Origin of the sequence: Sorangium sp. So ce590, from assembly GCF_051521365.1 — a bacterium.
Lineage (GTDB): Bacteria > Myxococcota_A > Polyangia > Polyangiales > Polyangiaceae > Sorangium.
Genome location: NZ_CP150346.1, coordinates 10,281,936 through 10,293,668, shown reverse-complemented (window position 1 = coordinate 10,293,668; position 11,733 = coordinate 10,281,936). Strand labels below are relative to the sequence as shown.

Genomic DNA, 11,733 nt, shown 5'->3' with positions numbered 1-11,733 from the left:
GCGTGATTGCCGTGGCCGAGCCCAAGGCGCCGCCGCCCCGCGCCGGGTATGCGCCGGATCCTGCCGTGCGGCCCAGCGCGAAGCAGTGGGTCTTCGAGGTGCAGTACGCGAAGGGCAGGAGCTCGATCTCTCGTGTGCGCTCGGTGACGCTCGACCGGCCTGCGGCGACGGCGCGCGTGATGGGCCGGTTTGCGATCGAGCTTCACGTCGGCCAGGAGCTGCTCGATCGGGTCCGCTTCGACGTGCCGCTCACGGGCGACGCGCCCGAGCGTCCGACGAGCGTCCTGCTGCGCCGGCCGACGTTCGATCAGGGGGTGACGGCGCGGCTCCGCGTGCAGATGGCGGACAACCCGCGCGCGAGCTGGGCCAGGCTCGTGGACCGGAAGACGGGCGTGGAGGAGCGTTTCCTCTGGCCGCCGGGGCCTGACGGCCGGCTTGTATCGCTGAGCGCGCCGAGCCCGGCGGCGGTCGACGGGGGTCTGCAGGCGGATGCGGGGAGGTCGCCGGCGGACGCGGGGGGCTCTGCGGACGCTGGCGGGTTGCCGGCGGACGCGGGGTGGCCGGACGCGGGCTGGCCGCCGGCGGATGCGGGTCCGCCGGATGGAGGGTGGCCGCCGGTGGATGCGGGGCGCCCGGATGGAGGGTGGCCGCCGGCGGACGCGGGCTGGCCGGACGCCGGCTGGCCGCCGGTGGACGCCGGGCGCCCGCCGGATGCCGGGCAGCCGCCGGACCCGTTCAGGCCTCGGCGGAGGTAACTGGGGCCGCGGCATCGACGGCGCGCCGGCCGGTTTCGCGCGGTCGGTGGCGTGTCGCGCCGGGGTGCCGCCGCGAGCCTCCCTGCTCCCGGGGCGGCGGAGACCGTCGCTGGCCTGTGCAGCAAGGTTTCCCCTCCGGGCCGTGGCTGCGGTACCTTGGCGGGCATGCAGGACCGCTCGCTTGCTGTCATCGCGTCGCTCGCTCTCGCTGTCGTCGTCTCTGTGGCACCGGTCGCCGCCCAGCAGTCGCCGGAGGCTGCGCCTGCCGCTTCCTCGCCGCCGCGCAAGGATCCGAGCGGGCGCAGCGGTATCAGCCCGTACACGGAGCAGATCCTGAAGGGTCAGGCCTCGTTCGTGGCGCGCGACATCCCCGGCGCGATCGCAGGGTTCCAGGAGGCGATCAAGCTGGATCCCTCGAAGATGCTCGGCTTTTACCGTCTCGGCGAGGCGATGCTCGAGTCGGGCAATGCGGCGGAGGCCGAGGCGGCCTGGACGACGGCGCTCGGCAAGAAGGGTCCGGACGAGCTTCAGGCCAAGGTGCTCTTCTGCCTCGCGGATCTTCGCGAGCGTCAGAAGAGCTGGCAGGCAGCGAGGGAGGCGTGGGGGGCCTACGGCGCGTTCCTGACCAGCAATCCCAAGGCGGGCGGTTATCCGGCGACGGCGACCGAGCGGCAGAAGCAGATCGACCGGCGGGTGAAGGACGAGAAGGACTACGTCGCGGTCAAGGAGCGCATCGTCCAGCGCGAGGCCGAGCGCCAGAAAGAGGCGGAAGAGAACGCCAAGAAGGACACGCGGAACCGGTAGCGCGTCCTCGGCTGCGCGCGGCGGGCGCCGCGCGTCGCGCGCGCGTTGGATGGCCTGCGCTTCCGCCGGGGCAGGCGCGGCGCGCGCGAGGTGCCGGTATGGGGGGTGGAGGCCCGTCGTTGCGTGCGCGAGGGCCTCGATGGTACGCTTGAGGGGTTCGGACGCGCACGCAAAGGTCTCCGCCGCCGGATCTCGCGCGCGCGCCGGCGCGCAATCTCGGGGAGCTCGGTTTGCTCGGGAAGAGGGGATGTCGGGCCGAGCGCCACGTCGACAAGGCCTCTGAGGCGCTTGCGCTCGTCCTTGTCGAGGCCGCGGGTCGCGAGGAAAGTGACGGCCTTCTTGTCGCTCTGCTTCGTCCCGACGCGGTCCGGGCCGGCGCCGCTCTCGAGGGCGTCGAGCCGCGCGAGGAACGTGGCCACTCCAGATCGAGCAGGCTGCCTCCGTTATCCTCGCAGAGTCGCATTGAAACAGGGGACGCGAGGCGGCGCGTGAAGAGGATGAGCGAATCAAGCGGTCATCGAACTTCGGGGGAATCAACCTCTTCCTTCTTCGCGTGGTGTGACGAGCCGGACGCCACCCCCGCTGCCCTCTCGACCACCCTCCCTTTACTTTAGGAGCTGGCGCCGGCCGCCGCCCTCGACGGGTTGGGCCCCCGCCTCGGTCCACCGGTAGAACCCCTCTCCCGTCTTCTTCCCGAGCTTCCCCGCCCGCACCATCTGCCGCAGGATCACCGGCGGCCGGAACTGCTCCCCCACCTCGCGGTGCAGGTGCTCCAGGATCGCGAGCCGCACGTCCAGCCCCACGAGGTCCGTCAGCTTCAGCGGCCCCATCGGGTGCCGGTACCCGAGCTCCATCGCGCGATCGATGTCGACCACCGACGCCACCCCGGACTCGAGCATCCGCATCGCCTCCGCGCCGAGCGCCACGCCCAGCCGGCTCGTCGCGAAGCCGGGCGTGTCGCTCACCACGATCGGCGTCTTGGCCAGGCGCCTCGCCACCGACACCGCCGCCGTCACCGTCGCCTCGTCGGTCTCCAGCCCCCGCACCACCTCGAGCAGCTCCATCACCGGCGGCGGGTTGAAGAAGTGCAGGCCGACCGTGCGCGCGCCCGCCCCGAGCCGGCGGCCGAGCTCCGTGATGCTCAGGCTCGACGTGTTCGAGCCGAGCAGCGCCCCCTCCGGCGCCGCCGCCTTCGCCCGGCCGAGCACCTCCACCTTGAGGTCCATCCGCTCGGGCACCGCCTCGATCACGAGATCGGCGTCCGCCGCCGCGCGCGCGAGATCCGGCGACGCGACCAGCATCCCGATCATCTCGCTGCGCGCCTCGTTGAGCATCTTGCCCTTCTGCACGAGGCGATCGGTCGCGCGCTTGATGTCCTCGATCGCCGCGCCGATGCGCGCGGCGTCCACGTCGTGGAGGCGCGTCACGTAGCCGGCGATCGCCGTGACCTGCGCGATCCCCTGGCCCATCGTGCCCGCGCCGAGCACGAGCACCGTGCGCATCCGCGCGGCGGCGGTGTCCACCACCGGCTCGCTCACTTCGGCGGAGCCGGCGGCGGCGCCTTCGCGGCGTCCTTCTGCCGCGCATCCATACGCTTGCGCACGGCGTCCACCTCCTGGGGCGTCAGCTTGCGCAGGTTCGCCGGTCCCGGCGCGGCGGGGGCCGCGGCGCCGCCTTCCCTCGCGCGCTCGGCCGCCGCGCGCAGGGTCTCCGCGGCGGGCCCCGACGCGGGCCCGGTCGGCGCGACCGGGCGCGCTCCCGCCGGGCGCGCGTCGGCTCCAGGCGCCGGGCGCGCGTTGGCCCCAGGCGCCGGGCGCGCGCCCACCGCGGTCGCCGGGCGGGCATCGGCCGGCGCCGGGCGCGCGCCGGTCGGTGCGGCCTGATCCGCGGCGCTGCCGTCGCTGCTCATCACGAGGAACGTGACGCCCGCCACCGCGAAGAGCGCGAGCCCCAGCGGGGGGAGCCAGCTCGGGGTCGGCGGCTCGTCGGCCGGCAGCGCGCGGGCGGGCTCCCCGTCGAAGCCGTGGTGGTCGCTCACGTCGTGCGCCGCGGCCGCGTGAGCCTCTTGATGGGCCGTGCTCATGCGCAGACCGTTGCCGCACTTCGCAAGCGGCGTCGAGGGGGTTCCACGCGCCGCTGGCCAGAGCCGCCGGGCGCGCTCAGCCCGCGAGCTTCCGGTGGCTGTCGAGCGCCGCGCGCTGGTCCTCGAGATCGTCGCCGTACACGGCCTCGATCGCCTCGGCCGCGAGGCGGTGCTGCCGCTCCGCCGCCGCCTTCGGCTGCATCCCGTACGCCGCGTCGCGGATCAGCACCGTGCAGAACTCGAAGCGGTGCTCCCCCATCCGCGACCAGATCCGCTGCGCCTCGCCGAAGCGCAGGCCCTCCACGAGGGCCGAGGCGTCCGGGATCATCCGGGCGAGCACGCGCGTGTCGAACTCGCGCCCCAGCACCGCCGCGGAGATGACCGTCTGCCGCATCCGCGGCTCCAGCCGATCGAGCCGGGCGACGAGCAGGCTGTTCACGGTCCGCGGCGGCATGAACCGGCTCGATCGCGCGGCCTCGTGGGTCGACCCGTAGCGGCCGTCCTCCAGCCAGTACGCGAGGATCTCCTGCGCGAAGAACGGGTTGCCGCCCGCGGTCTGGCCGAGCAGCGACTCGAGCATCGTGGGGATCGGGCCGCCGAAGAACGGCTCCGCGAGCGCGTGCAGCCGCTCCTGCGGCAGCGGCGCGAGCTCGATGACCTGCGACGGGATGCCGGCGTCGAGCGGGATGCGGACGTCCCCCCCCTCGCTCGCTGGCCGCGCCGAGCAGATCACCGCGAGCGGCAGATCCCGGCAGGCGGACGTGATCGCGCGCACCGCCTCGAGCGAGGTCGGATCCGCCCACTGCGCGTCGTCGAGGTGCACGACCACCGGCTGCAGCGAGCTCTCGGCGACGAGCAGCGCGGAGAGCGCCGCGAGGGCCTCGTCGCGCCGCCCGGCCTCGGCCTCCGGCGTCGCCGGCTCCTCGCCCCGCAGCCTGAGCAGCCGCGCGAGCGCCTCGCGCGACCCGTCGATCCCCTGCCGCACCTCGGTCCAGGCCTCGGGCAGCCGCTCCAGGAGGAGCTGGAGCGCGAGATCGAGCCCCGCCTGCTTCGCGCGCTGGCCGATCTCGGACGAGATGCCGAGGTACTCCTTGAGCGCGAACTCGAACGCGTAGAGCGGGGCCTTCAGCGTCTGATCGCAGCGGGCCTCGATCCACAGGAGCGGGCGCATGTCCATGAGCTGCGAGCGCTGGTGGCGGTAGCTGTGCACGAGGTAGCTCTTGCCGATGCCGGCCTCGCCGAGGATGTACACGACCCCGGCGGAGCGCCCGGCGAAGGTGGGCTCGAGCGCGCGCGTGAGCCGGTCGAGCTCGGCCTCGCGGCCGATCGGGCCGAGATCGTAGAACTCCTCCTGCACGGCGATGCGCCGCCGCTCGAGCGAGTAGACGAGGATCGGCAGGTCGAACCCGTCGAACCGGAAGATGTTCTCGGTCGACCACTGGTGGCTCGCCTCGCCCGCGAGGAACGCGCGCTCGTCCGCCCAGATCGACGACGGCGCGCCCTTGCGCGCGATCTGCGCGGCGAGGTGGACGGCGCGGCCGAGGCAGGCGAACTCGCGGCGACCCCCGGCGCCGAAGAAGCCGACCAGGCAGCGCGCGCGGGTGATGCCCACCGCGAGGCGGGGCACGCCGAGGCCGTTGCTCTTGAGCTCGAGCGCGAAGTCGAGGGCGCGATCGTGATCGCTCTCGTGCGCGACGGGCACGCCGAAGTAGAACAGCGCGCCGAAGCCGCGCTCCGTCACCTTCATGCCGGCGAACGTGGCGCCGTACATCGCCGCGATCTCGTGCAGCTGTTGAATGAGCTCCGTCGGGCTCGCCACCCGATCGAGCGAGAGCGAGACCGTCGTCACCTCGCGGATCTCGCCCTGCGGGGCGAGATCTCCCGCGCCCGGCGGCAGGAACGCCTCGGCGTCCGCGTCCGTCGGGGTCGCGTCGACCGTCAGCGAGGGGGGCTCGGTCAGGAGATCCGCCTCGTCGAGCTCCGCCACGCTCTCCCGGGCCGAGGGGAGCCGCTCGCGGAAGCTGCGATCGAGGTGGAGCTCGCTGTCGTCCACCCCGCGATCGGTCGCCTGGCAGGCCTCGACCGCGGGGCCGTAGAGCAGGAAATAAGCGCGATCGTGGGCGATCCGCACGATCGTCCAGTGGACCGAGCCCCACGCGAGCCCGATCCTGAACGGCATCTGCGCGCCGCCGGCGCCGAGCGCGCGCCGCGCGGCGAGCTCCAGGAGGTTGCGCCGCATCGCGAGGGCCGCGCTGCGCGCGTGCCGGGTGACGTTCCGCCCCGGCCGATCGGGGAAGAGCGCGGTGAACCCGCCGCCGGGCGAGAACGCCGCGACGAACCCGCCCGACTGGTGCACGGCCTCGAAGAGCGGATCGAAGAGCGCGCGCAGCGCGTCCGGATCGATCGCCTGACGCGCGATCATCTGCTCGGCGAGCTCCACGACGGCCGGCAGCGATACATGCAGGACCGCCGCGTCAACGGCTCCCGCGTATTGCCCTTCGGCGTCCTGTTCGAGGATGAAGTCCGGGACGAGCGGATTCATGTCGAAACTGTATCGGGGATCTCCTCGCGACACGAGCGCGGCGGGGGATCCTTTCGATCCCCGGGCGAGCGCGCCCGGGCGTGCGCCGGAAAGGCTGTTCAGGCGATGCGTCGGGAGGGGTGTTCAGACAAGGGGGCAGCGCGTGGGCGGGGGTCACTCCCGTCAGAGCGGCGCGCTTGTCAGTCGTCGACCGGCACCAGGCGGGAGGTGAAGAAGACGCGCACCGTGCCGAGCTCGACGCGCGCGCCCTCGAGCGTGAAGGGCACCTTGCGGGTCTCTCCCGCGAGGCGAAGGGTCAGCTCGCCGCGCACGGCGCCGAGCGCGCCGGAGAGGGCGGACGGCGAGGCGCCGTCGCCGGCCGACGCGCGCGCGATCTCGACGATGTAGCTCCCCCTGGGGAGGCTCCGCAGCGCGAGCGACTCCGAGCGCGTGCTCGTCGCGTCGCGCGAGCGTACACCCAGCGGCCCGAGGGGGGAGCCCATCCAGGAGAGGCGCCGCCCCTGCGCGTCGATGAGCGCGAGGTCGAGGTCGGCGCCGCCGGTCCACTCGGCGCTGAGCCGCACGTCGCCGGGCAGGTCCGCGGACGGCGGCGCGTCCGGCCGCGCGAGCCGGCTGTCGACCGCCGCCCGGACGTCCGAGGTCAGGTCGCGGCGGAGCTGGCCCGCGAGCTCGCTCATGCCGCCCTCGCCGGCGCACCGGACCGCGGCGGCGACGAGCTTCGCGTCGGCGGGCGCGAGGTCGGCGAGCGCCACCCGGTGCTGGCACGCGTACGCGGGCCGGCCCGCCGCGTCCCAGAGCTCGGCGAGGCGCGTCTGGATCGCCCGGTCGCCGGGGCGCACGTCGGCGAGGCCCCCGAGGATGCGCACCGCGCGATCGCGATCGCCCTGGCGGGCCGCGAGGTCGGCGCGGGCGATGAGCGCGTCGGGGTCGAGCGCGTCGCGCCCGCTCCAGCGCGCGGTCAGCTCCTGGGCCTCGCCGAGCCGGCCGGTCGTGGCGTAGAGCGCGTAGAGGCCCGCTGTCCTGTCGCGGCTGTCTGGGGCCGCGGCGAGCGTCGCCTCGGCCTCCGCCGTCTTCGCGGCGCTCCCGGGCGCGAGCGTGTTCGTCGCGTCGAAGCTCACCTTGCGATCGAACACCCGGCGCATCGGGATCATCCGCCGCGGCCGCGGGCGCGACCATTCCTCGGCGTCATCGCGCGCGGCCTTCCGGGCGCGGTCGCCGGGGAAGGGCTCCGCCGACGGCGGCACCGTGGGGGCGGCGGTCGTCGGCGCCGGCGCCGGCGGGGCGCCGTCGAGCGGGGCCGAGAGCGGTTCGAACGGGTTCGCGGGCATGTCGGGGAGGGGGCGGGCGGGCCGCGAGGGGGCGGCGGCGCCAGCCGACCTGCGAGCCGGCGCTGCGTTCCCCTGCGCCCAGCCGCGGCCGCCGCCGCCGAAGCCGCTGCCCGACAGGCCGAGGTCCCCCGCGTGCCCGGCCCCTTTCCTCTCCTCCGCAGCGCTCTCGTCCGCCGCGTCGTCGGGCTGCTCCCCCTCGGCGCCCGCGCTCACGCCCTGGGCCTGCTCCTCGCCCGTGAAGGCGGAGGCGATGCCGTCCCGCTCGAGGCCGAACGCCTTGAACATCGCCTCGCTCTCCAGGACGAGCAGCGACGTGAACCGGCTCGCCACGGAGAAGCGCCGCGACAGCTCGATGATCGCGGGCTTCTGCGCGTCGCCGCCGGTCTCCTCGAGCTCCGCGATCTTCGCCGCGGCGTAGAGGCGCGGGACGAAGGCGTTGCCCGCGCCCGTGCCGGCGACGATGCTCACGGGGTAGGTCTGCTCGAAGCGCTCGCCCGAGACGCGGCCCCGGAGGCGGATCGCGCCGGTGACGTCGGCGCCGGAGCTCATCCGGGCCACGACGAGCGCCTCGCCGCCGGCGCGGATCGGGTCGAGCCGCGCCGGCGTGACCTGGGTGAGGCCGGGCGGCAGCTCGAGCTCCGGATCGCGCAGCGCGAGGCCGTAGGCGGCGCCGAGGACCGACTGCGCCGCGCTCGCGACCTTCTGGCCGGGCACGTAGGGGACCATCACCCCGCCGCCGCCCCGCGCGAGCGCCCTGAGCGACGTCGTGTCCGCGTCGCTCCCGAGCGCGACCGCGATCACGGCGGCGCCGTCCGCGGGGACGGCGCCGCGCACCGCGGCCTCGATGTGGAGGGGGCGCGTCGGGCCGACCGAGGGCGTGCCGTCGCCGAGGTAGAGGATCCGGAGCTCCTTGCCGTCGAGCGGGCCGGCGGCGGCGCGCGCGGCGATCATCGCGGCGGCGAGATCGCTGCCGCCGTCGGGCTCGATGCCCCCGAGGAAGCGCTCGACCTCGCCCGCCGACGCGGCGCCGGGGGCCATGGGCCGCGCGGCGCCGCCCTGGCCGCCCTCGCCGAGGGAGCGGCAGAGCGTGTCGCACGCGATCACGACGACCTCGTCGCGCCGGTCCATCTCGCGGACGATCGACGAGGCGAGCCGCGTCGCGCGGGCGAAGCGCTCGCCGACCATGGACCGGCTCGAGTCGACGACGATCGCGTGGCGCCGCGAGGTCGTCTCCTCCCAGCGGGGGAGCCGGGGCCGGATCGCGATCGCGACGTAGGGCGACGTGTCGCTGGCGATGGCCCGCGCCGCGGCGAGCGACGCCTCGTGCTCCGCGCCGTCGCCCTTCGCCGCGCCGGCGTTCTTCGGCGCGCCCGCGGCGCGGAGCGCGGGCGGCTGCGGCGCCGCGGCGGGAGGCATCCGGTAGGCCCACGCGGTGACCGGCCGAGCGCGATCGGGGAGCGCGTACTCGACCGTGAGGTCGCCGGCCGGCGTGAACCCCTGGGCGTGCAGCGCGCGCCGGTCGGCCGCGCCCTCCGCGGGCGCGGCGGCGAGCTCGTAGCCGCGCGTCTCGACGCCGAACGCCCGGTCGTGGCCGAGCACCTGGAGGTCGAGCGAGAAGTCGCCGATGTTCGTCGTGCCGCTCTGGTCGTGCGCGAGCGGGTAGGTGAAGCGCCGGACGCCGCCCGACTGCTCGACGAGCTGCGTGTAGGTGAGCACGACGCGGCGCGAGCCGCGCTTCGGGATGGGGAAGATGCGGAGCTCGAACCGGCCGCCGCGCTGCCACTCGAGCAGCGCGGGGTCGCGCCACGGGCCCGGGACCCAGATGATCTCCTCGCGCGGCTTGGGCGCCTTGGGGGCGGCGTTCTGGAGGACGCCGCGCCAGATCGCGGCCCCGCGGTCGCGGTCGACGAACGCGCCCTCGATGAGCTTGCCGTCCACCTCGAGCGCGAGCCGCTCGATCTGGGCGCCCGGCGGGAGCGGGAAGCGGAAGATGCCCTCGAGCTCCTCGTCGGTGTCGTTGGCGAAGGTCTCGTCGATCTCCGTCCGGGCGACGACGTCGACGATCCGCACCTTGACCGCGTGCTTCGCGAGCCGCACGGCCCGCTCCTTTTCCTGCGTCGCGCCCGGCTTGCGCGCCCTGAGCTCGCCGAGGCCGCGGAGCGCCGGCGCGTCGGCCTCCTCGGCGGAGCGGTCGCTCCACGAAAGCGTGTCGGCGATCGAGGTCGCGATCGCGACCTCCGGCGCGGCGCCCTTCGCGAGCGTCGCCTCCTCGCCGGCGCGCACCTCGACGGGCTCGCCCTGCTCGCCGGTGACGCGCACGGCGCCGCGCGCGACCTCGACCGAGGCGCGCCCGGCGCTCGCGGTGACCGCGAGCTTCGTCCCGAGCACCTCGATCTCGCCGTGCGGCACCTGGATGCGCGCGGGCGGCGCTCCGGGGGCCGGGGCGACGTCGAGGACGACGGCGCCGGCTTCGACCCGCGCGCGGCGGGCGTCGCCGGCGACCCACACGCGCGAGCCGCGGTCGATGGCGAGCGCGGAGCCGTCCGCGAGCGCGAGGTGCGCGCGCGTCCGCGTGTCGGTGCGCAGGATCGCGCCCTCCGGGAGCGCCGCGCCCGCGGCGAGCGGCGCGCAGGCGCCCGCGGCGTCGCACGCCTCGAGGCCGCCCGACTTGTCGGCCGACGCGCGCGAGACCGAGGCGACCTTGCCCGACCACGGCGCGCCCGCGGTCACGGCGACGGCCGGCGTCTCCTCGCCGCTGCGCAGCAGGACGACCCCGGCCGTCATCGCCGCCGCGGCGGCCAGGGCGGCGGCGCCGATGGCCGAGCGCCGCCCGAAGACGGCGCCTCGCGCGCGGCGCGGCGCCGGTGCGGCCCGCTCCGGGCTGGAGGGGCGCGCTCCGCCGGCGTGCGCGCCGGCGGGCGAGCTGCCCGTGCGCGCGTCGGTCATGTCGGCGGTGCGCGCGTCGGTCATGACGGCGGTGCGCGCGTCGGTCATGACGGCGGTGCGCGCGTCGGTCATGTCGCCTGCGCGCGCGTCCGCCAGCGCCTCCCCCGCGCGCATCTCGCCCGTGCGCGCCTCCCCGGTGCGCGCCTCGGGCACCGCCTTGAGGACGGCGCCGCTCGACGCGCCCTCCGGGGGCCGCGCCGCCTCGAGCCGCCGGAGCAGCGCCTCGGCGAAGTCGCCCGCCGGCCGGAAGTCCGCGCCCGCCGCGGCCGCGAGCTCCGCGGCCCGCGTCGCGTCGTGGCGCAGGTCGCGGCACGCGTCGCAGCCGGCGATGTGCTCGTACAGCGCCGGCCGCGCCGTCCCGTCGAGCACCTCCGCGAGCTGCTCCTCGACCTCGCCGCACAGCCCAGCCGAACCCGTTCCTGTCGCGCTCATCGCCCTCACTCCTCGCCCAGATCGGCCCTGAGCCGCACCAGCGCGCGGCTGACCCGCTTGCGCGCCGCCGCCTCGTCGATCCCGCACGCGATGGCCACCTCCTTGAAGGAGAGCCCCGCGTCGAACCGCAGCACCACCGCCTCGCGCTCGCTCGGCTTGAGCCGCGAGAGCGCGGCGCGGGCGCGCTCGGCCCGCTCGCGCTCCAGCGCGAGCTCGCTCGCATCCGGCCGCGGCCGCGTGTCGTGCACGAGCCGCAGCCGCGCCTCGCGCCGCGCCCTGAGCTCCGTGTGCCGCCCGCAGATGCGCCGCGCGATCCCGAAGAGCCAGGCCCGCACGCTCCCCTCGGCGCGGTACTGGGGGAAGGCATCGAACGCCGCGAGCAGCGTCTCCTGCACCAGCTCCTCGCTCTCGGCCTGCGACCCGGTGAACGCCATGCACAGCCGGCCCAGCGGCATGGCGTAGGCCCTCGCACACCGCGACAGCGCTTCCCGGAAGTCGCCTGCCCCGATCAGCCCCTCGATCGCCCGGGCCTCGTCCGCCCGCGCGTCGCCCTCGGTCCGCGTGTCGCCCTCGGTCCGCGCGTCGACCCCCGCCCCTACGAGCGCTAACCCAGCTGCCATCGCTGCCTCATCGCCGGCCATGTGCCCCCGTCCCCCGCGTTCGTGACCGGATTTTTTTCGCCCCCGCCCCCGGCGGGCTCCGGTGCCCGATCCCACCGTACAGGGCGGTCCGGCCTTTGCCTTTTGCAATACGATCCCAGCCGCAGCAGAATCGGCAGGTCGCCTCAGGAGCCGCGCTTATGAATGAGACAAGCCCGTCTGTTTTCGCGAAGGCCACCGTGCC

The 11,733-nt window shown here is 75.5% G+C and carries 7 protein-coding genes; 2 read left to right on the top strand and 5 right to left on the bottom strand.

Features of this window, described 5'->3' with window-relative positions; genetic code table 11:
- The first annotated feature begins 11 nt into the window (after positions 1-11).
- Together WMF28_RS39010 and WMF28_RS39005 are read left to right on the top strand one after the other, a co-directional pair.
- A complete protein-coding gene (locus tag WMF28_RS39010) occupies positions 12-755 on the top strand; it encodes a hypothetical protein (protein WP_437598715.1) in 744 nt (247 codons plus the stop codon).
- 165 nt (positions 756-920) lie between these two features.
- A complete protein-coding gene (locus WMF28_RS39005; RefSeq protein WP_437598714.1) occupies positions 921-1,559 on the top strand; it encodes a hypothetical protein in 639 nt (212 codons plus the stop codon).
- 605 nt (positions 1,560-2,164) lie between these two features.
- Here WMF28_RS39005 and WMF28_RS39000 read toward each other — a convergent pair.
- From WMF28_RS39000 to WMF28_RS38980, 5 genes are all read right to left on the bottom strand, one after another.
- A complete protein-coding gene (locus WMF28_RS39000; RefSeq protein ID WP_437604355.1) occupies positions 2,165-3,061 on the bottom strand; it encodes a 3-hydroxyacyl-CoA dehydrogenase family protein in 897 nt (298 codons plus the stop codon).
- A 32-nt stretch (positions 3,062-3,093) separates the two neighbouring features.
- On the bottom strand, positions 3,094-3,642 hold the full coding sequence (locus tag WMF28_RS38995) for a hypothetical protein (protein WP_437598712.1): 549 nt from the start codon (positions 3,640-3,642) through the stop codon (positions 3,094-3,096).
- A gap of 76 nt (positions 3,643-3,718) precedes the next feature.
- Positions 3,719-6,184, bottom strand: coding sequence for an AAA family ATPase (locus WMF28_RS38990; RefSeq protein WP_437598710.1), 2,466 nt, complete (start codon positions 6,182-6,184; stop codon positions 3,719-3,721).
- 179 nt (positions 6,185-6,363) lie between these two features.
- Positions 6,364-10,296 carry a VIT domain-containing protein gene (locus tag WMF28_RS38985; protein ID WP_437604354.1) on the bottom strand — a complete coding sequence of 1,311 codons (3,933 nt, stop codon included), beginning with the start codon at positions 10,294-10,296 and terminating at the stop codon, positions 6,364-6,366.
- A gap of 599 nt (positions 10,297-10,895) precedes the next feature.
- Positions 10,896-11,510, bottom strand: a complete 615-nt coding sequence (locus WMF28_RS38980) for an RNA polymerase sigma factor (protein ID WP_437598709.1) — start codon at positions 11,508-11,510, stop codon at positions 10,896-10,898.
- Positions 11,511-11,733 lie beyond the last annotated feature (223 nt).